16 protein-coding genes and 1 tRNA gene are annotated in these 24,176 nt (G+C 75.0%); 11 read left to right on the plus strand and 6 right to left on the minus strand.

Going from position 1 to position 24,176, the window contains the following annotated elements; genetic code table 11:
* Positions 1 to 63 precede the first annotated feature (63 nt).
* Positions 64 to 678 carry a short chain dehydrogenase gene (locus T328_RS14110; protein ID WP_496496353.1) on the minus strand — a complete coding sequence of 205 codons (615 nt, stop codon included), beginning with the start codon at positions 676 to 678 and terminating at the stop codon, positions 64 to 66.
* 144 nt (positions 679 to 822) lie between these two features.
* On the opposite strand from T328_RS14110, the gene T328_RS14115 reads away from it, so the two are divergent.
* Together T328_RS14115 and T328_RS14120 are read left to right on the plus strand one after the other, a co-directional pair.
* Positions 823 to 1,632, plus strand: a complete 810-nt coding sequence (locus T328_RS14115) for a helix-turn-helix domain-containing protein (RefSeq protein WP_496496354.1) — start codon at positions 823 to 825, stop codon at positions 1,630 to 1,632.
* Between the two features lie 93 nt (positions 1,633 to 1,725).
* Entirely contained in the window at positions 1,726 to 2,001 is a 276-nt protein-coding gene (locus T328_RS14120) for a hypothetical protein (protein WP_496496355.1), read from the plus strand.
* Positions 2,002 to 2,228: 227 nt separating this feature from the next.
* Here the strand turns inward: T328_RS14120 and T328_RS14125 are convergent.
* A tRNA-Arg gene (locus T328_RS14125) sits at positions 2,229 to 2,301 on the minus strand.
* A gap of 294 nt (positions 2,302 to 2,595) precedes the next feature.
* Here T328_RS14125 and T328_RS14130 point away from each other — a divergent pair.
* The 7 genes from T328_RS14130 to T328_RS14160 all read left to right on the plus strand — a co-directional run bounded on the left by T328_RS14130 (position 2,596) and on the right by T328_RS14160 (position 13,422).
* Positions 2,596 to 4,362 carry a dynamin family protein gene (locus tag T328_RS14130; RefSeq protein WP_496496356.1) on the plus strand — a complete coding sequence of 589 codons (1,767 nt, stop codon included), beginning with the start codon at positions 2,596 to 2,598 and terminating at the stop codon, positions 4,360 to 4,362.
* Positions 4,363 to 5,000: 638 nt separating this feature from the next.
* Complete coding sequence (locus T328_RS14135) at positions 5,001 to 7,205, plus strand: GTPase (RefSeq protein ID WP_496496384.1); 2,205 nt, start codon at positions 5,001 to 5,003, stop codon at positions 7,203 to 7,205.
* Between the two features lie 118 nt (positions 7,206 to 7,323).
* A complete protein-coding gene (locus T328_RS14140; RefSeq protein ID WP_496496357.1) occupies positions 7,324 to 7,845 on the plus strand; it encodes a single-stranded DNA-binding protein in 522 nt (173 codons plus the stop codon).
* 808 nt (positions 7,846 to 8,653) lie between these two features.
* Positions 8,654 to 10,066, plus strand: coding sequence for a thioester domain-containing protein (locus tag T328_RS14145; protein WP_496496358.1), 1,413 nt, complete (start codon positions 8,654 to 8,656; stop codon positions 10,064 to 10,066).
* Positions 10,067 to 10,446: 380 nt separating this feature from the next.
* Positions 10,447 to 12,111, plus strand: a complete 1,665-nt coding sequence (gene ettA, locus T328_RS14150; RefSeq protein ID WP_496496359.1) for an energy-dependent translational throttle protein EttA — start codon at positions 10,447 to 10,449, stop codon at positions 12,109 to 12,111.
* 1 nt (position 12,112) lies between these two features.
* Positions 12,113 to 12,583: an acyl-CoA thioesterase gene (locus T328_RS14155; RefSeq protein ID WP_496496385.1), complete on the plus strand. Its 471-nt coding sequence runs from the start codon at positions 12,113 to 12,115 to the stop codon at positions 12,581 to 12,583.
* Positions 12,580 to 13,422, plus strand: coding sequence for a DUF8185 domain-containing protein (locus tag T328_RS14160; protein WP_496496360.1), 843 nt, complete (start codon positions 12,580 to 12,582; stop codon positions 13,420 to 13,422). Before T328_RS14155 ends, T328_RS14160 begins: the two co-directional genes overlap by 4 nt.
* A gap of 85 nt (positions 13,423 to 13,507) precedes the next feature.
* On the opposite strand, the gene T328_RS14165 is transcribed toward T328_RS14160, so the two are convergent.
* The 4 genes from T328_RS14165 to T328_RS14180 all read right to left on the minus strand — a co-directional run bounded on the left by T328_RS14165 (position 13,508) and on the right by T328_RS14180 (position 22,033).
* The gene (locus T328_RS14165; RefSeq protein WP_496496361.1) at positions 13,508 to 14,536 is read right to left on the minus strand and encodes an ABC transporter ATP-binding protein; all 1,029 of its coding nucleotides are present in this window, start codon (positions 14,534 to 14,536) and stop codon (positions 13,508 to 13,510) included.
* Position 14,537: 1 nt separating this feature from the next.
* Positions 14,538 to 17,684, minus strand: coding sequence for a hypothetical protein (locus T328_RS14170; protein ID WP_496496362.1), 3,147 nt, complete (start codon positions 17,682 to 17,684; stop codon positions 14,538 to 14,540).
* A gap of 65 nt (positions 17,685 to 17,749) precedes the next feature.
* Complete coding sequence (locus tag T328_RS14175) at positions 17,750 to 21,496, minus strand: FtsX-like permease family protein (RefSeq protein ID WP_496496363.1); 3,747 nt, start codon at positions 21,494 to 21,496, stop codon at positions 17,750 to 17,752.
* Positions 21,497 to 21,628: 132 nt separating this feature from the next.
* Positions 21,629 to 22,033, minus strand: a complete 405-nt coding sequence (locus tag T328_RS14180; protein ID WP_496496364.1) for a globin — start codon at positions 22,031 to 22,033, stop codon at positions 21,629 to 21,631.
* Between the two features lie 404 nt (positions 22,034 to 22,437).
* Here T328_RS14180 and T328_RS14185 point away from each other — a divergent pair, with 404 nt between their 5' ends.
* Together T328_RS14185 and T328_RS14190 are read left to right on the plus strand one after the other, a co-directional pair.
* A complete protein-coding gene (locus tag T328_RS14185) occupies positions 22,438 to 22,701 on the plus strand; it encodes a DUF6879 family protein (protein WP_496496365.1) in 264 nt (87 codons plus the stop codon).
* Between the two features lie 45 nt (positions 22,702 to 22,746).
* A complete protein-coding gene (locus T328_RS14190; protein ID WP_496496366.1) occupies positions 22,747 to 23,979 on the plus strand; it encodes an IS4 family transposase in 1,233 nt (410 codons plus the stop codon).
* The last annotated feature ends 197 nt before the right edge of the window (positions 23,980 to 24,176 follow it).

The following is a 24,176-nucleotide window of genomic DNA, read 5'->3' on the forward strand; positions in this document are numbered from 1 at the left end:
GCAGGGGCCGGGTCCTGGCAGCCGGCTCCGGGGCCCCGCGAACGAAGGACATGCGCGGTCGTGTCATGCCGGCAACCGTTCGGTGCCCGGCCGAAGCGTGCGCCCCTGGTCCCGACCGGTCACGGCAAGGGCGTAGGTCCGCGCCACCTCCGCCGCCGGCGTTCCCGGCGCGGGGTCCATGCCGAGTGCCTCCAGGGTCTCGGTGACCCACCCCGGGCTGACGGCATTGATCCGCAGACCCCGCGGCAGTTCCACGGCCGCGCACGCGACGAATGCCTCCAAGCCGGCGTTCACCAGCGCCGCGAACGAGTAACCGGGCGCCGGACGGCCGATGAAGCCGCTGGTCAGCGTGATGGAACCGCCGTCTCGCAGTCGGGGAAGGGCCAGTCGCACCAACCGCAGCTGGCCGAGGAGCTTGCCGTCGAGCCCGGTGGTGAACTCCGCGTCCGTACCCTCGTCCAGCCGGACCAGCGCCCCGCTGGCCGCACAGCACACCACCGCGTCCAGTTCGCCGACGTCGTCCAGCAGCGCGGCCACCGAGCCGGGGTCGGCCAGATCCACCCGAGGGCCCGCCGAGCCGCTCCGGGAGGCGCGCACGACCTCGTGGCCCGCCGTCGCCAACTCCGCCGAGACCGCCCGTCCAATGGTGCCGGTGGCACCGATCACCAGAATCATCATGACCACCACCCTCACCTGTCGCCCCGCGCCCAGCCAGCACCCCGCCGTGACCATCCCCAGCAGGTGCAGGCTCCGGCAGCGGCCCGCGGCCGAGATGGCCGGGAACTGCGGGGCGGCCGGGAGACCGCGGCATACTTGGCAGGCGTGCGACCTCACTCCGACATCGGCTCCTTCCTCCGATCGCGCCGCGCCCGCTTGCGGCCCGCCGACGTCGGGTTGCCCGAGTACGGCGGCCGGCGTCGCGTGCCGGGGCTGCGCCGTGAGGAGCTGGCTGGGCTGGCAGGCATCAGCCCCGGCTACTACACGCGGCTGGAGCAGGGCCAGACGCCGCGGGTGTCCGATGAGGTGCTGAAGGCGGTGGGCACGGCGTTGAGACTGGACGCGACGGAACGGTCCCATTTGCGCGCCCTGGCCCGGCCGCGGCACGCCGCGGGGCCCGGGACCGAGTCCGTACGGCCTTCTCTGCGGATGCTGCTGGACTCGCTGGGCGCTACCCCGGCCCTCGTCCTGGGTCGGCACGCGGACATCCTGGCCTGGAACCCGGTCGGTCACGCCCTGATGGCCGGTCACCTGCCTTTCGACGAGCCGCCCAACGCCGTCCGCCTGGTCTTTCTCGACCCGGCCGCGCGTCGGCTGTTCGGCGACGGCTGGGCCCGCAAGTGCCGGGACACCGTTGCCGACCTGCGGCTGATCGCCGGCAGGCGGCCGGACGACCCGGTGCTGGCCGCGCTGATCGCCGAACTGACGGAGCGCAGCGCGGAGTTCGCGACGCTCTGGCGGGCGCACCCGGTGGCTCTCTGCGCGTCACGCACCCGCCACTACCGGCACCCTTCCGCCGGCTCGCTCACCCTGTCCCACCAACTGCTCGACATGGGCGACGACAGCGGGCAGCGGCTCGTGCTCTACGCCGCCGAGCCCGGCAGCCCCTCGGCCGCCGCCCTGGCCCTTCTCTGAAGCCCGCTTCCCTCCACCGACCGCCCTCGACCGGTGCCCCGTGCCGGGAGTGTGTGAGTGAGGTATTTGGGTACTCGTGCACCGGAGGTGGTCATGACGGCAGCAGCGCACCCGTCCAGGCAGTCGCCTCTCAAGGTGGACCCGGAAACGGACAAGCTGATCAGTCAGGGGGCCCATTTCTTGGGCCTGACGAAGAAGGATCTGGTCGCCGAGGCGGTACGGGCCTACCTGGAGCAGCGGCGTGAGGACCTGCGCCTGGGCATGGTCGAGGCGATCAGTGTGCTGGACGGCTCACTGAAGGCCGACGTGATGATGCTGACCGGGCTGAGTGCCGATGACATTGACGCGGTCGGCGGGGCCGACGAGTGAGCGGAGGCGCCGGGATGCGGCCCGCCCGCCCCACTATGCGCTGTCTTCGTGAGGACTTGGAGTTGCGCCGATCCATGCGGTCACGGTCCCGCTCGAAGCGTTCGAGAGCCGGCGTGGAACGGTCCATGGGGGTGGCAAGCAGTTCATTGCCGGGGATCTTGCGGCGAGCCGGAGCCGGCCGGTGAACCCGCAGGTTGGGCCCTCCCTGGGGGAGGAGGGCAGCCCTGCGCCCCCGGCAGGACTCGAACCTGCGACCAAGCGCTTAGAAGGCGCCTGCTCTATCCGCTGAGCTACGGGGGCCGGTGTGGCGTGGAACGGTGGCCGGGCTCGGCGGATCCGTGACCTTGCCAGGGGTCAAGGATAGAGCTCCGCTGAGCCACACCCGGTAGCTTCACTCCGGCACCACCTTGTGGAGGTTCAGTGAAGCGTCCCGATAATCGCAGGCGAGTGCGATTCGCGCACCGCTTTTTTCGGCGCGGCGCCGGTGGTGTTGTGCAGTCGTTATGCCCGGGTGGCGAGAGCTTCTGGGTTGAAGAAGGCGCGCTGCGGGGCTAAACGCTTTCAAATTCGGATGGAAGCGGGCATTCTTCGCATGTGGTGACCTCGGACGTACGGCCTGACCTGCTGAGCGCACTCTCCGCCCTGCGCGAGTGCGTCGCCGCCGCGCGCTTTCCGCTGCCCCTGCCCGGGGCGGCCGGAGCGCGGCGGAGCAGAGCGGAGCTGCTCGCTCAGCTCGACGACTATCTCGTTCCCCGGCTGCACCGGCCGGACGCGCCGCTGCTCGCGGTGGTCGGCGGGTCGACGGGGGCGGGGAAGTCGACGCTCGTCAACTCGCTGGTGGGCAGATGCGTGAGCGAGTCGGGCGTGTTGCGGCCCACGACGCGGATGCCCGTGCTGGTCTGCCATCCCGACGACCAGTCCTGGTTCTCCGGGCAGCGGGTGCTGCCGCACCTCACGCGGGTGTGGATGCCGCGGCAGGACGCCGCGCACGGGCGCGTCGAGGCGTATGAGTCGTACGGCGCGTACGAGGCGCAGGAGGTCGAGGAGCAGTACGGGGACGGCGAGGGCGAGGGCGAGGGCTGGGGGGTCTCCGGTGCGTACGACGGGCGCGATCCGTACCGGCTCCGGCGCGGCCTGACGCGCGGGTCCGCGACCTTCGGGGAGGGCGGCCGCGGGCCCGACGGGACCCTGCTGCGGATCGAGGTCGACGAGAACGTGCCCAGCGGCCTCGCCCTCCTCGACGCCCCCGACATCGACTCCCTCGCCGGGCACGCCCGCGAGCTGGCCGCCGAGCTGGTGTGCGCCGCGGACGTGTGGGTGCTGGTGACGACCGCCTCGCGGTACGCGGACGCGGTGCCGTGGCACCTGCTGCGTACGGCCAAGGAGTACGACGTCAGCCTGGTCACCGTGCTCGACCGGGTGCCGCACCAGGTCGCCGGCGAGATCTCCCTGCAGTACGCCTCGCTGCTGCGCAGGGCCGGGCTCGGCGACGTGCCCCGCTTCACCGTGCCCGAACTCCCCGAGTCCGCCGGCGGCGGCAGCGGGCTGCTGCCCACCACGGCGGTGCGGGAGCTGCGCGACTGGCTCGCGCACCGCGCCCAGGACCCCGAGGCGCGCGCGGACGCCGCCATGCGGACCGCGAACGGCGTGCTCGTGTCGCTACGCTCCCGGGTCACGTCGCTGGCCGGGGCGTGCGCCGCACAGCACGCGGCGTCGACGCGGATGGCGCACCGCGTGGAGCGGGCGTACGAGGACGCCGCCGACACGGCGCACGCCGACCTCGTCGGCGGCGCCGCCTTCGCCGGCGACGCCCTCGCGCACTACCGCAACCGCACCCTCACCGGCGTCTCCACCGACCTCCTGGACGCCCTGACCGGCAACGTCGTCGCCGTCCTGTGCTGCGCCGTCGCCGCCGCCGACGAGCGGATCACCGCAGAGCTGCGCCGCGAGCCGGCCGCTGCGGCGGTGCCGTTCGGGGAGGCGGGGGCGGGGGCGCAGGAGCGGGTGGGGGTGCTCGTACGGCGCTGGCGGCGGTGCCTGGACGAACTGGTCGACGAGGCGTTGCGCGCCGCCGAGCACGGGCCGGACGCGGACCCGGAGGAGGCGGCGGCGCTGCTGGCGGTGTCGCTGCTCGACGGTTCGAACGGGCGGGGGGCGGCGGACGAGCTGGCGGGGCTGCTGGGTGCGCGGGGCGGGTTGCGGCTGCGGAGGCGGGGCGGGCGGCTGCTCAGCACGTACTTCGAGCGGGTGTTCGACGGGGAGCGGGATCGCCGGCTGGCGGCGATCGACTCCTTGGAGGCGCAGTCCGGCCAGCAGGCTCAGTTGATCGCGGCCATGTCCGTGCTGCGGCGGGAGAAGTGACGGGAGAGGTGAGCGGGGTGCGCTCGGAGGAGACGTTGGGACGCGAGTCGGCGGAGGTTCCGCTTCCGATTGGGGAGGCCGCGGAGCCGGTGGTGGCGGTGGGCGGGGCGGATCGGGTGGATGGGGTGGCCGAGATGTGGGGGGTCGCGGGGGGCGTGGACGCGGGCGCGGGGTCGGGTGCGGGTGTGGGGTCAGGTGTGGGCGCGGGCGCGGTGGCGGGCACGGGTGCGGGTGTGGGCGCGGTGGATGGCGTGGGCGTGGTGGAGGGAGAGGGCGGGGCGGAGGGACTGGACGGAGCGAGCGATGCCCCGGCCCCGCCGGCCCCCGCCGGGATGTGGGACGACGGGCTGATCGCGCGGCGCGCGGCGCGGCGGGAGCGGCGGCTGGAGGAACGGGCGGAGGGCGGCGCCGGGGCGGTTGATGCCGTGCCGGAGCCGGGGGGCGAGAGCGACGGGGAGCCGTGTGGGGAGGACTTCTCCTCTGGCATGTCTGGTGGCACTGGGGCAACGGCCTCGCGGGATGCGGTGGCTGAAGAGCCTTCTCCTACGGAGTCGGAGGCTGTGGGGCGTGAGGCTGCGGCGGGGGTTGAGGCGGGGGTTGAGGCGGACGGCGGTGGGCGAAAGGGCGGTGTCGTGGAGATGGGTGCGGACGGCGGGCTGGGCGCAGGGGCGGCGGGGTCGCCGGAGCCGGAGGGTGGTGCGGCGGCGGGGCCTGCGGGGGGCGGTTCGGAGGGCGGTTTGGGTGGGGGTGCGGCGGTGGTGGGCGGTGGGCCGGCGGGCGGTGGGTCGGGGGGAGGTGGGTCGGAGGGCGGTGCGGGCTCTGGTGCGGGGGTGGCTGACGGTGCCCTCGGGGACGTTACGGGGTCCGGGGCGGGCCTGGAGGACGGTGACTTCGCGGACGACGGCGGGCGCGGCGATACGGACGACGGGGACGGTGCCGCGCCGCGCGCCGCGGGGCGGGGTCGCGGCGGGGCGGGTGCGGGGTCCGGGGCGGACGAGGGGGTGCCCGGAGCGTACGTAACACGTGCCGAAGGCCCCCTGCGCGGGCGGCTCGACGCCCTGCGTGCGCTGGTCGGCCTCTCCCGCACGCGGCTCGACGGGCGCACGCTCGCCGAGGCCGGCCGCGTACTCGACGAAGCCGCCGACCGGCAGCGGCTCTCTCTGGACCACGCCGTCGTCGCCATCGCCGGCGCCACCGGCAGCGGCAAGTCCAGCCTCTTCAACGCTCTCGCCGGCACCGACCTCTCGGAGGTCGGGGTGCGCCGGCCCACCACCTCCCTGCCCACCGCGTGCGCCTGGCGCGGCGCCGGGGACCACGCCCCGACCCTGCTCCTCGAACGCCTCGGGCTCCCGCCGCGCGCCGCCCGGCCGGTGCGCGACGACCTGGGGCTGCGCGGGCTCGTCCTCATCGACCTGCCCGACCACGACTCGGCGGTGGACGAGCACCGCGCGTGCGTGGAGCAACTGCTGCGCCGCGTGGACGCCGTGATCTGGGTGGTGGACCCGGAGAAGTACGCCGACGCGGCGCTGCACGAGCGCTACCTGCAGCCGCTCGCGGACTACGCCGAGGTGACGTTCGTCGTCCTCAACCAGGTGGACCGGCTGCCCGCGAGCGCCGTTTGGCAGGTACTCGACGACCTGCGCCGGCTCCTCGACGAGGACGGCCTCGCGCTCGGCGAGCACGGCGAGCCCGGCGCGTGCGTGCTGTCGCTGTCCGCGCTCACCGGGGAGGGCGTGGCCGATCTGCGCGCGGAACTGGTGTCGTTCATCGCGGAGCGCCGGGCGGCCGAGCGGCGGCTGACCGCGGACGTGGACGGGGCGACGGCGCGGCTGCGCGAGGTGTACGTGGGTGCGGGCGGCGGGTGCGGGCTGGACGAGCGGGTCACGGCCGAGTTCGAGGACCGGCTCGCGGAGGCGGTGGGCGCGGCGGCGACCGGGCGGGCCGCGGAGCAGCTGTGGCTGCGGGAGGCGGAACAGGCGTGCGGGGCGCGGCTGGGGCGGCTGTGGCGGCGACGGCGGGCGGGGGCGGCGGCTCCGGGCGGTGTGGCGGGCGGCGTGGCGGAGCGCTCGGCCGGCGGTGCCGTGGCCGGGCCGCCCGCGGACGCCGGCCCGCTGATGCCGGAACCGCGGGGCGGGGAGCGGGGGTTGGTCCCCGCGCGTGCGGTGGTGGAGCAGGCCGTACGGACCGTGGCCGACGAGGCGGGCGCCGGGCTGCCCGCGCCGTGGGCGAAGGCGGTGCGCGAGGCGGGCGTGCGCGGAGCGGAGGGGCTCGCGGACGGGCTGACGCTCGCAGACGGGCTGACGCTTGCGGGCGCGGCGGGCGGGGGTGCGGGGTCGCCGGGCGCGGGCGGGTCGGACACCGGCAAGTCGGCCGTGGCGGAGCCGGTTGATCCGGACGCCCGCGAGGCGGACATGGGTGCGCCGGCTACGGGCGAGGCGGGCGGGGCCGAACTGCCCGCCGCCGGGCCGGACACGGGTGGTATGCCGCGGCCACGGTGGTGGTCGGTGGTGAGGGTGGTGCAGAGCGGGCTGCTCGGCCTGCAGGCGCTGGCCGTGCTGTGGCTGGTCGCGGCGCTCTTCGGCGTCACTGCGGGGCCGTGGTTGCTGCCGCTGGGCGTCGTGGCCCTCGCCGCCGCCGGCGGTCCGGGGCTGGCGCTGTTCTGCCGGCTCGCCGCCCGCGGCCCGGCGCGGCGGTACGGCGAGGAGGCGGAGCGGCGGCTGCGCGAGTCGGCGGCGGCGAGCGGGCGGGCGCGGGTGCTGGAGCCGATGGCGGCGGAGCTGTTGCGCTACCGCGAGGTGCGGGAGCAGTACGCCGTTGCGTCAGGCGGTGGCGCACGGCTCTGACCTGCTGTTACGCCGCGCGGGCCGGGGTTATCCACAGGGGTCGCGAGTTCGGGCGGGAGCGTGCAGCATGGAGGTCAGCGGGCAGGTGAAGTGCCCGGACGGGGGAGGTGCGTTGGAGATGAACGAGACGATGGTGACCGTGGTGGGGAACGCCGCGACGAGCGCGGATTACCGCACGACGCAGTCGGGGGTGCCGGCGGTGCGCTTCCGGCTCGCGGCCACGGTCCGCCGGTTCGACCAGGCGAGCGGCAGCTGGACCGATGCGTATACGAACTTCTTCACGGTGTGGGCATGGCGCCAGCTCGCGGAGAACGTGGCGGCGTCGGTGGCGATCGGCGAACCGCTGCTGGTGCGCGGCCGATTTCGGTTCAGGGAGTACGAGAAGGAAGGAGTGCGGTTCTCGGATCCGACGATCGACGCGACGGCGGTGGGGCACGACCTCGGCTGGGGGACGGCGGCGTTCCGCCGGATGTCGCGGCTCAGGCCGTCGTTCGCGGAACCGGGCCGGACGGACCCGGACGGCGCGGTGCGGGATCCCCTCGCGCCCGGTGTGGGCTGGAGCGGGGCCGGCCCTGGCGTGGTGCCCGACGCGGGGGAGACGGGGGAGCGGCAGCCGGTGCTGACACCGGACCTGGGCTGAGGCCGGCGGGCCCGCACGACCCGGGACCGACGCCCGGCGGCCCGGGCCGTGGCCGGGCCGCAAGATCGAGGGGGACTGCTGCCCGGGCTGCAGGGCGACGGCCCTGCGTCCCAGGCGGTCGGAGCCGGCTGTCGGAACCCGTCGCCCGTGTGACCGGAGCCGGGGGCGGGTCCGGTCCCCGGCCCCGGCCCCGGCCGCGACCCCCGGCCCCGGCCGCGACCCCGGCCCCGGCCGCGACCCCCGGCCCCGGGTGCGACCCCCGGCCCCGGGTCCTCGGGCCGCGACCCCCGGGTCCTCGGGGCCCGGCCTCGGGTCTTCGGGTCCCGGCCTCGGGTCTTCGGGTCCCGGCCTCGGGTCTTCGGGCTCCGGTCCGGATCCTCGGGCTCCGGTCCGGATCCTCGGGCTCCGGTCCCGGATCCTCGGGCTCCGGTCCCGGATCCTCGGGCCCCGGTCCCGGGTCCTCGGGCCGCGGCCCTCGGGCCCTCGCCTCCTCGTGCCCCGGCCTCCGGCCTCCGGCCTTCGGGCCTCCGGCCCGGGTGGCCTCGCGTTGGCCGGACGGTGACGGTTTCGGGACGATCAGTTCGACTGCCGCGCGAGAACTTCTGCCGGTCCGCAGGGGTCTGCCCGAAATAGTCGTTGCCCGATGTAACGATTGCGTTCTAAAACCCCGTCCGCTGGGGGGATTTGAGGTTCGCGGGACGAAGGGAGTCCATAAGATTCCGAGCGGCTCGACGAGCCCGGAGCGAAGGCGTTCTTACGGCGGGGGCATCCGAGCCTTGACCAACCCGCCCGGAGGGGATTTTCCACCATGACTTCTGTTCGGAGGCCGTCACATCGGCGGTCTGCTCGGCTCACCGCGGTCATGCTGGCCGCGGGCCTGGCTACCGCCGGTGCGATAGCCGGCGCCAGCCCCGCGGCTGCGCAGGACGCGCCGCCCGCGAACGGCGCGACCGCCACCCTGGGCGGACTCACGATCAAGGACACCGCCATCGTCCACGGAGACGGCGGTGACCAGGAGATCGGGGCCGGTCTGTTCGAGATGGCCGTCGACCAGGGCGGCGCCATCCAGACCTACTGCATCGACTTTGGTAACCCGACGCAGCAGGAGGCCAAGTACCAGGAGGTGCCCTGGAGTTCCTCCTCGCTGCAGAACAACCCCGAGGCGGGGAAGATCAACTGGATTCTGCAGAACTCCTACCCGCAGGTGAACGACCTGGCCGCGCTCGCGCAGAAGGCCGGTGCGGGCGAGTTGACCGAGAACACCGCCGCGGCCGGCACCCAGATCGCCATCTGGCGCTTCTCCGACAAGGTCAACGTCGAGGCCAAGGACCCCGAGGCCGAGAAGCTGGCCGACTACCTGGAGGCCGGCGCCGAGGCCATCGAGGAGCCCGCTCCTTCGCTGAACCTCGGCCCGACGGCCGTCTCCGGCAAGTCCGGTGAGAAGCTCGGCCCGGTGACGGTGAACACCGACGCCGCCAGCGCAAACCTCTCGCTGTCGCCGGAGGCCGAGAGCGCCGGCGTCAAGGTCGTCGACGCCAACGGCGAGGCCCTGACGAGCGCCGCCGACGGCACCGAGGTCTTCCTCGACGTGCCCGCCGGCACCCCCGACGGGTCGGCGACCCTGACCGCCGACGCCACCACTCAGGTGCCCGTGGGCCGCGCCTTCGCCGGCGTCGGCGAGCACGCGCAGAGCCAGACCCAGATCCTGGCCGGCTCCAGCGACACCACCGTCTCCGCGCAGGCCACCGCCACGTGGGCGAGCAAGGGACCGATCCCGGCGCTCTCCGCCGAGAAGAACTGCGCCAAGGGCGGCGTGGACGTGACCGCCGAGAACAAGGGCGACCAGCCCTTCTCCTTCGAGCTGGCAGGCGAGTCCCACACCGTGGCTCCGGGCGAGTCCAAGACCGTGCTGGTCGAGGTCGCCGAGGACCAGGCCTACGAGATCACCATCAACGGTGACGACGGCTTCAGCGAGAAGTTCACCGGCGTGCTCGACTGCGACACCGCGGGCAACGACACCCCGGCGCCGAGCGAGCCGAGCCCGGCCTCCGCGGGCGGCTCCGACGGTGACGACGCAGACGACGGCGGCGACCTGGCGAACACCGGTGGCAGCAGCGCCACCCCGGTCATCGCGGGCGTCGCGGTCGGCCTGGTCGTGGTCGGCGGTGCGACCGTCTTCCTGCTCCGCCGGCGCGCCGGCGGCGGCGCCGACGCCGCCTGACGACGACCCTCCGGTCGGCGCCGGGAAGCGTGCGAGCGCGCTGAGCGGCGCCGACCGGCGGACGTCGGCTGACGGCTGACGGCCTGCGCGACACCAGGGGCCGGGTCCTTCGGGACCCGGCCCCTTCGCGCGCCCGCGGAGCGCCGCCCGACGCCCTGCCCGACGCCCCGCCTGACGCCCAGCCCGGCGCCCCGCTCCACGTGCCGCCCGGCGCCCAGCCTGACGCCCCGCCCGACGTGCCGCCGACGTGCCGCCCGGCGTCCCGCGCCGCCCCCCTTCCGCCGCTGGCGGCGGGCGCGAACGGGCCCGTTTTCGTACGGGGCGGAACGTGCGGCAAGATGGGTGCATCTGCCCACCTCGGATTTGCCGGACGGTTTCTCTTGGCTGAGTTCATCTACACCATGCGCAAGGCACGCAAGGCGCACGGCGACAAGGTCATCCTTGACAACGTCACCTTGAACTTCCTGCCCGGCGCCAAGATCGGTGTCGTGGGCCCCAACGGAGCCGGGAAGTCCACCGTGCTCAAGATCATGGCCGGCCTGGAGCAGCCGTCGAACGGCGACGCCTTCCTCTCGCCCGGCTACAGCGTCGGCATCCTCCTCCAGGAGCCCCCGCTGAACGAGGAGAAGACCGTCCTCGAGAACGTCCAGGAGGGTGTCGCCGACACCAAGGGCAAGCTCGACCGGTTCAACGAGATCGCCGAGCAGATGGCGACCGAGTACACCGACCAGCTGATGGAGGAGATGGGCAAGCTCCAGGAGGAGCTGGACCACGAGAACGCCTGGGATCTCGACGCCCAGCTGGAACAGGCCATGGACGCCCTCGGCTGCCCGCCCGGCGACTGGCCCGTCACCCACCTCTCCGGCGGCGAGCGCCGCCGCGTCGCGCTCTGCAAGCTGCTGCTGGAGGCCCCCGACCTGCTCCTCCTCGACGAGCCCACCAACCACCTCGACGCCGAGTCCGTCGCCTGGCTGGAGCAGCACCTCGCGCAGTACGAGGGCACCGTCGTCGCCATCACCCACGACCGGTACTTCCTCGACAACGTCGCCGGCTGGATCCTGGAGCTCGACCGCGGCCGCGCCTTCCCCTACGAGGGCAACTACTCCACGTACCTGGAGACCAAGTCCGCCCGCCTCAAGGTCGAGGGCCAGAAGGACGCCAAGCGGCAGAAGCGCCTCAAGGAAGAGCTGGAGTGGGTCCGCTCCAACGCCAAGGGCCGGCAGGCGAAGTCCAAGGCCCGTCTCGCCCGCTACGAGGAGATGGCGGCCGAGGCCGAGAAGATGCGCAAGCTGGACTTCGAGGAGATCCAGATCCCGCCGGGCCCGCGCCTCGGCAACGTCGTCGTCGAGGTCGAGAAGCTCAGCAAGGGGTTCGGCGAGAAGCTCCTCATCGAGGACCTGTCGTTCACGCTCCCGCGCAACGGCATCGTCGGCGTCATCGGCCCCAACGGCGCCGGCAAGACGACCCTGTTCAAGATGATCCTCGGCCAGGAGAAGCCGGACTCCGGCAACGTCCGGGTCGGCGACACCGTCTCCGTCAGCTACGTCGACCAGTCGCGCGCCAGCATCGACGCCAAGAAGACGCTGTGGGAGGTCGTCTCCGACGGCCTCGACCACATCAACGTCGGCCAGGTCGAGATGCCTTCGCGGGCGTACGTGTCCGCCTTCGGCTTCAAGGGCCCGGACCAGCAGAAGCCCGCCGGCGTCCTGTCCGGCGGCGAGCGCAACCGCCTCAACCTCGCCCTCACCCTCAAGCAGGGCGGCAACCTGCTGCTGCTCGACGAGCCGACCAACGACCTCGACGTCGAGACCCTGTCCTCGCTGGAGAACGCGCTGCTGGAGTTCCCGGGCTGCGCCGTGGTCATCACCCACGACCGCTGGTTCCTGGACCGCATCGCGACGCACATCCTGGCGTACGAGGGCGACAGCCGGTGGTTCTGGTTCGAGGGCAACTTCGAGTCGTACGAGAAGAACAAGATCGAGCGGCTCGGCCCCGACGCCGCGCGCCCGCACCGCGCGACGTACAAGAAGCTCACCCGTGGCTGACCTGGCCAGACACGTCTATCGCTGCCCGCTGCGGTGGGCGGACATGGACGCCTACGGCCACGTCAACAACGTGGAGTTCCTCCGCTACCTGGAGGAGGCCAGGATCGACTTCATGTTCCGGCTGGCGCGTGTCGAAGGACGTGCCGCCGCCGGCGGCGGCACGTCCTTCGAGGGCGGCTCGGTCGTGGCCCGGCACGAGATCGACTACCGCCGCCAGCTGGTGCACCGGTACGAGCCGGTGACGATCGAGGTGTGGGTGACGGAGATCCGCGCGGCGGCGGCGACGCTGGCGTACGAGGTGAAGGACGGTCCGGGCGACGACGGCGGCACGGTGTACGCGCGGGCGTCGACGGTCATCGTCCCCTACGACTTCGACGCCGGCCGGCCGCGGCGGATCACGGCGGAGGAGCGGGCGTTCCTGGAGAAGTACCTGGAGCCGCCCGCGGAGCCCGGGGAGGCAGTGGCGGCATGACGCGACGGCTGGTGTTCGCCGAGGGACGGCAGGCGGAGGGCCTGGTGGCGTTCCTGGGGCGGCTGTTGCGGTACGACAGGGGCGCGGCGGTACGGCTGCGGGTGGCGGCACCCGGCGGCGACGCCGGGCGCGAGCGGGCGGCGCTGGCCGTCTTCGGGCACGCGCCGGCGCTGGACGTGATCGTGGTCCGTACGCTGCTGCTGACGGCGGCGGCGGAGCTGGACGAGACGGTGTCGGCGGGGGAGCTGGCGGAGGCCGTTCACGCCGCCGCTGGCACGGGAGACGCCGCCGCTGGCACGGGAGAGGACGCGGGCCGGGCGGACTCCGGTGCGAAGGCCGGCGCCGGGCAGGGCGGCGTCCGCGGGCCCGCGGCCGACGACACCGCCGGGCCGGGCGCCGGGCGTCGGGCCGTACGCGGGCAGCTGGCCGTGCCCCTGCCGCAGCCCGTGAGCGGGCCCGGGTGGGCCGGGTTGCTCCCGCCGCGGGGCGGCTGGGAGCCGGTGGCCGGGCTGCCGGGCCCGGAGGAGCTGAGCGTCGCGGTGGCGGCGGGCGTCGCGGAGTTCAAGGCCCGGGTGGAGGCGCTGCCGGAGGAGAAGCGGACGCGCGCGGAGGTGGACCGGGTAGGCGGCGACATCTGGAGCCGCCCGCTGGGCGACACCCCGCTCCCGCTGCGCGCCGCCCACGCCGCCCGCGTCTTCGGCCTGCTGCCCCCGGCCGCGGCCACCGCCGAGCCGGCCCTGCTCGCCGCGGGCAACTGGCTCCGCCTGCGCACCCGGTACGGCTCGGTGGCCCTCCGCCGCACGGGCGGGCTGGGCCGCCTGGGCGTCACCCCGGTCTGAGCCGGGCGGCGGTGGCGCGTCGGCGCGCCTGCGGGATGGCGCGCAGCCCGCCGGCGCCCCGCGCCCTCTGCGCATGTCCCCCGTGCTACTCCCCATCCTCCCCGCCCTCCCGGTCCGGGCTCACCCTGATGTGGTCCTCCTCCAGGTCCAGGACCACCCGCTCGCGGATGTCCAGCGCCTCCGTGTACTGCCGCGGCAGCTGCAGCCGCCCCGTACGGTCGACCGCCGCGTACTCGCGGGCCACCACCCGCTCCTCCCCGCTCGCGTCGACCTCCGTGCGGCGCACCACCTCCGACGCCATCCGCCCGTCGCGCATCGCGACCGTGCGGCGGACCTGCGTCGCCACCGCCTGGTCGTGCGTGACGATGACGATCGTCGTGCCCAGCTCCTCGTTCGCCGTGCGGAAGGCGGCGAAGATCTGCTCCGCCGTCGCCGAGTCCAGCTCGCCCGTCGGCTCGTCCGCGAGGATCACCGCCGGCGAGTTGGCCAGCGCCACGGCGATCGCCGCGCGCTGCTGTTCGCCGCCGGACATCTGCTGCGGGCGGCGGTCGCGGCAGTCGGCGAGGCCCATCAGGCCCAGCAGGTCCTCCGCGTACGCCACCCGCCGGCGGCGGGCGTGCCGGCCGCCGCCGCCCTCGCTGAGCTGCATGGGCAGCACGACGTTCTGGGCGGCGGTCAGGTACGGCAGCAGGTTGCGCGCGGTCTGCTGCCAGACGAAGCCGACGACCTCCCGGCGGTAGCGCAGCCGGGCCCGCGCGTCCATCGCCAGCAGGTCGTAGCCGGCGACGGCGGCGGTGCCCGCGGTGGGGACGTCGAGGCCGGCGAGGATGCCGAGCAGGGTCGACTTGCCGCTGCCGGAGGCGCCGACCAGGGCCATCAGCTCGCCCTCGGCGACCAGCAGGTCGAGGCCCTGCAGCGCCTGCACCTCCACGCCGTCGGTGCGGAAGATGCGGACGAGCTGGTCGCAGGAGATCAGCGCGTCGTGACCGTACGCCGGCCGCGCGCGCTGCTCCGCCGCCCGCCGCTCCAGCTCCGCCAGCGTCGTGCCGCTCCGGGCACCACCCGTCGCACCGCCACCCGTCGTACCGCCCGTGCTCTCGTGCGTCTGGGCCATCTCACTCCCTCTCTCCGGCCCGCAGTTCCTGTACGGCCCGCTGTCTGCCGCCCCACCACGCCTGCACCAGCACCGCCGCCAGCGCCAGCGCCGGCACCGCCACCGACGGCAGCACCAGCGCCAGCGGATCCGCGCGCAGCTCCGTGCCGTCCGCGCCGTCCGCGCCGCCGGCGCCGAGCAGGTCAGGGCTCTCCTCGCCGAGCGCGAGCGCGCCCAGGTCGATGCCGGGCCCCAGCAGCCGTACGGTGACCAGCCCGGCCAGCGCCCCGACCAGGCCGGCCGCCACCAGCTGCGGCAGCGCCTCCAGCACCAGCAGCCCGCGCCCGTGCCGCCGGCTGAAGCCCATGGTGCGCAGCCGCGCCAGCAGCGCGACGCGCTCGGGGCCGGCCCGGAGCAGCGACAGCAGCACGGCGAGCAGGGCGTAGCCGGTGGCGGCGACCGCGGCCACGGCGTACAGCCGCTCCGCGCCGCGCTGCAGCTCCGAGGCGGCCAGATCGTCCGCGACGTCGTCGCGCAGCAGCAGGGTGGCGCCGGGTGCCGAGTCGCGGGCCAGGGTGCGCAGCCCGGCGCCGTCCAAGCCGCCGCCGGCGGCGGAGAGCAGCAGCGTGTCCGGCAGCGCCTCGGGCAGCGCCGCCGTACCCGGCAGCTGCCGCGCCACGCTCTCGGCGTCCACCACGGCGAACTCGCCGCCCGTCAGCGCGGGCGTCACCTGCCGCACCTCGGCGACCTCGGCCGTGATCCGGCCCCGGGACGACTGCAGCCCCAGCGTGCCGTCGCCGATCAGCTGCGCGACGCCCGGCGAGACGAGCGCGGGCAGCGCCCGGCCGCCGCCGCCCCCGTCCCGCAGCCGGCCGGCGTCGAACGTGCCGAGGCCCAGGTCGGCGCTGAGCCTCGCGTACGCGCCCGCGTCGACGGTCAGCAGCGTGAGATCGCCGCTCAGCCCGATGACCTGCAGCCCGTTCTCGGTGCCGACGGCGGCGGCGTGCCGTACGCCGCCGGTCTTCGCCGCCTCGGCCGCGACCCCCTCGGGCAGCGGCGCGGACGAGGTGAGGCGGGCGTCGCCGCCGACGCTGTGCAGCGACGCCGTCGCGCGCGCGTCGGCCACGCCCGCCAGTACCGAGCCGCCGAACGAGGCGGTGGTCAGCGCCACGACCAGCGCCAGCAGCGGCAGCGCCGACGCCGCCGGCGCGCGCCCGGCGCGGGCCAGCGACAGGAACCCGAGCGCCCCCCGCGCCCACGCCGCCGGGCGGGCGGCCAGCCGGAGCGGCAGCGGGTAGAGGCGTACGAACACGGCCGCCGCGACCACCCCGACCAGCACCGGCGCCGCGCTCACGAGCGCGTCGGCGCCGCCGTCCGCGCTGCCCCGGCGGCGCAGCACCGCGATGGCGGCCACCGCCAGCACCACCGCCGTCAGCTCCGCCACCAGCCGCCGCCGCGAGGGCCGCGCCCGCACCAGGTCGGTACGGACACGGGGCCGCGGCCGGCGCACGGCGGCCACGGCGAGCGCCGGCAGCGCGCACAGCGCCAGGGCCGCCGTCGCGCCCGCCGTGAGCAGCGCGGGCCCGTGCCGCCCGTCCGGCAGCAGCAGCGCGGCGAGGCCGTAGCCGGCCGCGGCGGCGGGCAGGACGGCGGCGGCGTTCTCGGCGAGGAGGCGTACGGCGATGCCCCGCAGTGAGCCGCCGCGGGCGCGGAGCAGGGCCAGTTCGGCGCGGCGCCGGGACGCGGCGAGGCCGCCGCCCATGCCCAGCACCACGGCGGCGACGGCGCCGACGCCGAAGGCGGCGACGGCCACGACGGGCGTGACGGCGTCGCGCAGCCCCGTGTAGCTGCCGAGCAGCCCGGCGGCGCCGGTGGAGACGTCGAGGTTGGTGCCGAGCCGCTCGGTGAGCCGCTGGTACGCGGGGCCCTCCTGGAGGGCCGACAGCGCGTCGAGCACCGCGGGCACGTCGCGGCCGGTGAGCGCCCCGCCGGCCACGGGCACGTTCCAGTACGGCCCGGTGACGGGCTCCGCACGGGACAGGTCGAAGGACTGCGTCCCGGCGTAGAGTGCGGGGCCGCTGTCGGGGTGGAGGAGGAGGGCGGCGGTCCAGTAGCGCTTCGGATCCAGCGACGACGGCTTCTGGCGCAGCTCGGGGGTGCGCAGGAGCGGGTCGACGGACCAGTAGTCGCTGCGCGGCGCCTTCGGCTCGACGATGCCGGTGACGTGCACGACGACCGTGTCCTCGGCCTGCGGGAGGTGGACGCGGGAGCCGACGCGCATGTTCAGCTCGTCGGCGGTTGCGGCGGAGACGGCGGCCTCGAAGACGACCTCGTCCGGCCGGGCGCCGGCGCCGCCCGCCGGGCCTGCGGCCCCGTACGCCGTCGGCTCGGGCAGCCGGCCGTCGACGACGCGGGCGCGCCCGTCGACCCCGGCGCGGGCGTCGAGCTGCACCTCGGGCCGCTGCCCGCCGGGACGCGGCAGCCACGGGTCGGTGGCGATCAGCACGGGCCGGGTCCGTACGCCGTACGAGACCTGCGCGGTGTTCGCCCGCAGCGGGGCGCGGAACTCCCGCTGCACGGGACGCGCGTACGCCGCGACGGTCTTCGCGGACATCGACTCCAGCCGGTCCTCGAAGAGCACCTCGGGGTCCGGTGGCACGGTCAGCGCCACGTTGCGCTCAGTGGCCGCGGCGCCGGTGACGAGGCGGCGGGCCTCGCGGTCCTCGTACGTGTCGACGCCGCGCGGGAACGCGGCGGCGAGGAACGCGGTGACGAGCACGAGCAGCGCGAGGGCGACCGCGCCGCCGGGCGCGGCGCGCAGGCGGGTGCGCACCCAGGGGACGGCGCCGGGCGCCTCCGGTGCGGCGGGGGCGTCCGGTGCGGCGGGGGCGTCCGGCGTCTCCGGTCCGTCCGGGGTGTCCGGGGTGTCGGGTGTCTTCGGGGTGCCGGAGGTGTGCGGGGTGTTGGGTGCGTCGGGTGTGGCCGGGAGGTCGGGCGCCTCCGGGGCGGCCGGTGCCCCCGGCATCTCCGGGACGTCCGGGGCCCCCCGGGCCTCCCGGGCCTCCGGCGCCTCCCGGACATCCGGGGCTTCCCGGGCCTCCGGGGCGTCCGGGGCGTCCGGGGGCTCCGTAGGCTCCGGCTGCTCCGGCGGGTTCTGCGCGGGGGCCATGTCACCGACCTCCCGGTGTCCGCGGGGCCGCCCGGGCCACGGTGACGGTGAGCGCGCGGGCCATCTCACTCGCCTCCCAGGCGCAGGGCCGTCGCCGGGTCGCCGCGGCGTAGCGCGACGAGCACGGTGACGAGGACGGGAACGGCCGCGACCGCCGCCAGCAGGCCCACCACGGACCCCGCTGGCAGTTCCACCACCACCGGCGGCACCGGCTGCGCGGCCCGGCCGGTGAGCGTGATGAGCGGGATGACGGCGCGGGCCAGCGCCCAGCCGAGCAGCGACCCGGCGGCCAGCGCGAGCCCGATCAGCACGCCCTGCTCGGCGGCGAACGTGCGGGCCAGCTGCCGCTGCGGGGCGCCCAGGGCGCGGAGCACCGCGAACTCGCGGGTGCGTTCGCGTACGGACGCCGCCGCGCTGACGGCGAAGCCGAGCGCCGCCAGCACCGCCGCGGCGACGGCGGTGGCGGCGAGCGCGGCCTGCGGCCCGGCGCCGAGCGGGTCGCCGCCGAGTTCGCCGCCGAGTTCGTCGCGTACGAGGACGTTGGCGGGGTCGGTGTCGGCGCGGTCGCGCAGCGCCGTGACGGCGGTGTCCGTACGGCCCGGCGCCGTCGTCAGCCACCACTCGGAGGGCAGCAGCGTGGCCAGGCCGCGCTGGGTCAGCGCGTGGTTGACGGTGCGCAGGTCGAGCAGCAGCGCGCCGCCGAACTGGGCGCGCGACGGCTCCGCGGCGGTGGCGGGGGAGGCGGGGGAGCCGGGGCCGGTGGTCGGCAGCTCCGCCAGCGAGCCGGTGATCTTCACGGACAGGCTGCCGCCGGGCACGGGGACGCTGAGGGTGTCGCCGACCTTCGCGTTCGTGGACCGGAGCATCTTGTCGGTGGCCAGAGCGGTTAGCGGCGGGGTCGGGCCGCGGGCGGCGGAGACGGTGAGGGTGACCAGGGGCGGGCTGGTCCACGTGTCGTCATAGCTCTGGTCGCCGGTGTCGTAGCTCAGCCGGAGCGCGGACCGGTCGGTGGTACGGGGCCGCTCGACGACCGCGGGGGGCGACTCCTCGGGCAGCGCCTCGGGCTCGGAGACGGCTTCACCGTGCCACGTGAAGCCGTCCGGCACCGGGACCTCGCGGGGCGACCGGTCCGGGTCGGCGCCGCCGGTGAGGGGCTTGGCGACCTCGATCCGCTGGATGTCGAGTTGGCGGACCTCGCCGTCCTCCGGCTGCGGGTGTACGAGCCGGAGCCCGGTGAGCCGCAGCGGCCCCGCGGGCCGGCCGTCGGGGGCGCCCGCGGCGGCGGCGATGTCCGCGGCGAGGGTGTGGGTACGGCCGTCTGCGGGGAGGTCGCCGGCGGGCAGCTCGTACGCGGCCCCGTACCGGTCCTCGACGATCACCGTGACCGCGGCGCCCCCGCGGACGTCCCCGCCCGCCGCGAGCCGCGCCACGACCCGCAACTCCCCGGGGGACCCGGGCAGTTCGAGCCCGCCGGCGTCCGCGGCGCGCTCCGCGGGTGCGGCGGTGTCTGCGGTGTCTGCGGTGTCTGCGGTGTCTGCGGTGTCTGCGGTGTCTGCGCCCGAGCCTCCCGCGCGGCGCGCGTCTGGGCCCGCCTGGTCCGGCGCGCAGGGTTCGGCTGCCGGGGGCGGGTCGCCGGCGGCGCTCTCCGCGCGTGCGGCCGGGTGCATCGCGCCGCCGTCCACGGTGCCGGCGCCCACGCCTTCCGCGGGCCGCGTGTCCACGGCCGGTCGGCCCGGCGAGCCGGGCTCGTCGGCTCTCGCGTTCCCGGCTCCCCGGTCCGCCGCTTCGGCGGCCGGCGCCGGCCCACCCTCCGGTTCCGGCGGCGCCAGCCCGCGTAGCAGCTCCGCGCCCCCCGCACCGTCCGCCAGGTCGTCCCGCAGCCGCAGGCCCTCCGCCGCTTGGGCCGTGTCCAGGGCCAGTACCTCCGCCGACTCGCCGCCCGACAGGCTCATGCCCCACCGGGCTGCCGGGGCGGCGGCCTCGACGCCCGGGACGCGCTCCATCATGCCGCCCTGCCCCAGCTCCGGGAGCCGGCCGGCCAGGACCCGTACGTCCGTGCCCGCGTGGAAGTCCGCCTGGTCGCGCTGCGAACGCTCCCACGAGGCGCCCTGCGCCAGCGCCAGCATCCCGATCGCCACCGCCAGCACCAGCAGCAGCACCGGCCCCGCGCCCCGCAGCGGGCGGCGGCTCAGCTGCCAGCCCGCCAGCGCCGAGGGCAGCCCCCGCCCCGCCACCGCGCGGCGCTCCGCGAGCCGGGCGACGGGCGGGAGGAGGCGCAGCGTCAGCACCGTGCCGGCCAGCAGCGCCAGCGCCGGCGCGGCGACCAGCACCGGGTCGACGCCGAGGGTGCCGGAGCGGTCGCCGCTGAGGGCGCCGCTGCCGGAGGTCTGCCGGTCCAGCTGCCAGTACGCCACCGCCGCCACCACCAGCAGCGCCCCGTCGGCGCCCGCCCGCAGCGGCGCGGGCAGCGGCCTGGCCCGTACCGTACGTCCCGGGGACAGCACCCCGTCGGCGCCGCCGCCGCGCAGCAGCGTCGGTGCCACCACCGCCGCCGCGCAGCCCAGCGCGCAGCCCGCGGCGACCAGCCACGTGCCGCTGCCCGCCGCGGCGTCCGGGGTGAGCCCGGCACGCTCTAGCGGGCCCCGCGCGGACAGCAGCCGGATCAGCGGCCCGGCGAGCAGCGGCGCGGCGATCGCGGCGGGCAGCGCGAGGAGCAGCGACTCGGCGGCGGTCAGCACGCCGATGCGCTGCCGCGAGCCGCCGCGGGCGCGCAGCAGGTCCGTCTCGCCGCGGCGCTCCGCGCCGAGCAGCCGGGCGACGAGCAACAGCGCGTACGCGGCGAGCAGCACGAGCTGCAGGGCGACGATCAGCAGCGTCGACCGGCTGACGAGCAGGGCCCGTTCGGTGCCGTCGAGGAGCTGCGGCAGCCGGGTGGCGGCCACCGCGCGGCCGTCGAAGACCGGCTCGTCCGCGAGCGCGCCGGCGGCCTTCTTCACCGAGGCGCGCAGGGCGTCCGCGCGGTCGGCCGTCATCTCGTCGAAGTCACCGCGCAGTACCCACGCGCCGGCGGCCTGCGCGACGCGGCCGGAGGCGAAGGATCCGGGGTCGGCGAGCAGCGGGCCGTAGGTGGTGTAGCCGCCCTTCTGCACGCCGTTGCCGCGGAGTTCGTCGGCGAGCCAGTAGGGGGCCTCGCGGTCGCGGGGGCGGTAGACGCCGGTGATCTCGACGGGCAGCGGGGGGTCGTCGTCGCCGCGGCCGGCGAGGGTGAGCGTGTCACCGGGGGCGAGGCCGAGCCGGTCGGCCGCGATCTGCGGCACGGCCACCGGCACGGCCACCGGTACGGCGCCCCCGCCCGTGGCCTCCGTGGCGCCTCCCGACCGCTCCGCCGCCCCCGGCCAGCGCCCCGCCGCCAGCGCCACCTCCGACCGCTCCAGCGCCCCCAGATGCGTCAGGTCCGGGTCCTCCGCGGCCCGCGCCGCCGGCGGCTGCAGCCGGCGCGGCAGCTCGTACGGCCCGGAGCGGTCCAGGCTCTGCACCCGTACCGGCAGCCCCGCAAAGGCGTCCCGCGCACGGCTCTCCACCGCCTTCGCCGCCGCCGCGCGGTCCTCGCCCGTCAGGTACGGGACTTCGAGGGTCAGCGCCGCGTCGGCCGCCGCGTCACCGGCCAGCGTGCGCCGCAGCGCGGCGTCGCCGACGGTGCCGGAGAAGGCGGCGAGGGTGGCCAGCACGGCGGTGGTGAGCAGGACGGCCAGCAGGGCCGCGGCGAGGAGCAGCCGGTGGGCGCGCGCCCGCAGCAGAACGAACCCCGTCACGGATCCCCCAGACACCACCGTGGAATTGTCTGGATGCTGTCAGAGAGCATTCGCACGCGGTAGCGAGCGGAGGGGGAAATTGACCCGATCGTGACCGGCTCCGCGGACCGTACGCGGAGCGGAATCCGGTGGTCAGCCGGGGGTGTTGACCATGGAGGCCGCGGCGTACGCGAGGTAGTCCCAGAGCTGCTTCTCCTGCGCCGCGGGCAGCTTCAACTCGTCCACCGCCGTGCGCATGTGCCGCAGCCAGGCGTCGTGCGCCGCGCGGTCCACGGCGAACGGCGCGTGCCGCATGCGCAGCCGCGGGTGGCCGCGCTCGTCACTGTACGTGCGCGGGCCGCCCCAGTACTGGATGAGGAACAGCGTCAGCCGCTCCTCCGCCGGCCCGAGGTCCTCCTCGGGGTACATCGGGCGCAGCACCGGATCCTCCGCCACGCCCTCGTAGAACCGGTGAACGAGGCGGCGGAACGTCTCCTCGCCGCCGACCTGCTCGTAGAACGTCCCGGGCGGCGGCGGTCCCACTGGAATCTCTGTCATCGTCTCCATCGTCTCATCCCGCCCGGCGGAGGACCGAAGTCGTAGGACCCGGGCCCGGCCGGGTGGCCGGGCGGGCGGGGGAAGCCACCGGCAGGCAGGGCCACAGGCTCGCGGAGCACCGGCGGGCCCGCCGGTGCCTCGTCGCGACGGGCAGACTGGAACTAAACCCGAGCCCGCGGTGGCGCGAGCCCGGATGTGCCGCCTCACCGGTACCGAACACGTGCTCAATCCACCGTGGCAACACCACACATTCAAGAATCCCTCACGACCATGCGCGTGGTCGGTCACACAACCTTCGCACCTGGCTCATCGCTGTTACGCTGAAGCGGCGGCGATGCGGAACGGAGGCATCATGAGCAGACCGTGGGAAGCTGATTCTGGAACGAATTTCAAGAGGGTTCCCGGTGACTCCGTACCTCCAGTGGGAGATGAATTCCTTCCGACTCCGGTCAGAGTTGGGCGAGGAGATCCGAGTGCTGGATTCCCGGGAGATCGCCGATGTGGAGCGTTCTGGGCCGCTGCCTGAGGTCGTCGTCCTCGGGAATTCGGTGATGTATTCCGTTATCTGGCTCTTCCTACTTCAGGTGGGGGCAACGGTCGCCAAGTGCTTGATCGATCTGGTGGAACACGCCGCCCTGGTCGATGCCTGGGGGAATGATCGCGGCTAGCGTCAATACCGGTAACTTTGGGGGGGTTCAGTCGTTGTTGGTGGTGTGCCGAGAGCTGGTCAACTGAAGTCATCTGGTGAGCGGTTGTCCGACCGAGTCGCGGTCGGGGTGCTGACCCAGGCGTTTCCTCAGTCTCTTGTGGACGAGGTGTTGGCGGAGACGGGTCGGGTGCAGCAGCGGAACCGGCTGTTGCCGGCCCGGTTGGTGGTCTACTTCGTGTTGGCGATGTGCCTGTTTTCCGGGCAGAGCTATGAGGAGGTCGCCCGGCTGCTGACCGCGGGTTTGCAGGGTGCGCGGCGTTGGCGTACATCGTGGGTGGTGCCGAGTACGGCGGCGATCTGGAAGGCCAGGTCCCGGCTGGGGGTAGCGCCGTTGCGGCAGTTGTTCGCGCGGGTGTGTCGTCCGGTTGCCACACCGGACACTCAGGGCGCCTTCTACCGCGACTGGCGGCTGACCGCGATCGACGGCACCACTTTCGACCTGCCCGACACGAAAGCGAACGTGGAGGCGTTCGGCCGTCCGCCCCGCTCCGGGCGCGGTGAAAAGGACGTCGGTTACCCGCAGTTGCGCATGGTCGGTCTGGTGGAGTGCGGCACTCACGCCGTCTTCGACGCCGCGCTCGCAGCTCTTCGCACCGGAGAGCAGACTCTGGCCCGGGCGGTCCTGGGGTCCCTGCGGCCGGGGATGCTGCTGCTGGCCGACCGCGGCTTCTACAGCGTGGACCTGTGGCGCAAGGCCGCGGCCAGGGGGGCGGACCTGCTGTGGCGAGTCCGCAAAGACCTCGTACTGCCGGTGGTCGAGCAACTGCCGGACGGCTCGTATCTCACTGAGATCTTCGACCGCACCGACATCCACCACACCCGTCGCGGGGTACCGGTACGCGCGGTGGAATACACCATCGCCGGCCGTGAGGGCACCTACCGGCTCATCACCACGATCCTCGACCCGGACAAAGCCCCTGCCGCGGAACTGGCCGCCCTCTACGCCCAGCGGTGGGAGTTCGAATCCACCCTCGACGAGATCAAAACCCACCTGGGCGGATCGCACCTGGTACTGCGTTCGCAGCACCCTGACGGGGCCGAGCAGGAACTCTACGGCTTCCTGCTCGTCCACCACGCCATCCGGCACCTGATGCACCAGGCCGCACGACAAGCCGACCGGGACCCCGACCGGATCTCCTTCACCCGCTCACTGCGCGTCGTGCGCCGCCAGGTCACAGACCAGGCGGCGTTTTCCCCCCGGCCGCCTCGCCCACGCGGTCAAAGCCACCCACGCTGAACTCCTCGAACGCCTCCTGCCACCACGACGCCGCCGGAGCAACCCCCGCGTCATCAAACGCAAAGTCGCCAACTGGCCCCTCAAACGCGCTGCCCACCGCGTCGCAGACCGCCCACGTGTGCCGGCCGTCACCATCATCGACGCCACCAAACCCAAACGGGTCAGACGCACACCAAAGCCGTAAGTTACCGGTATTG

This window comes from Streptomyces sp. CNX435 (assembly GCF_059570575.1).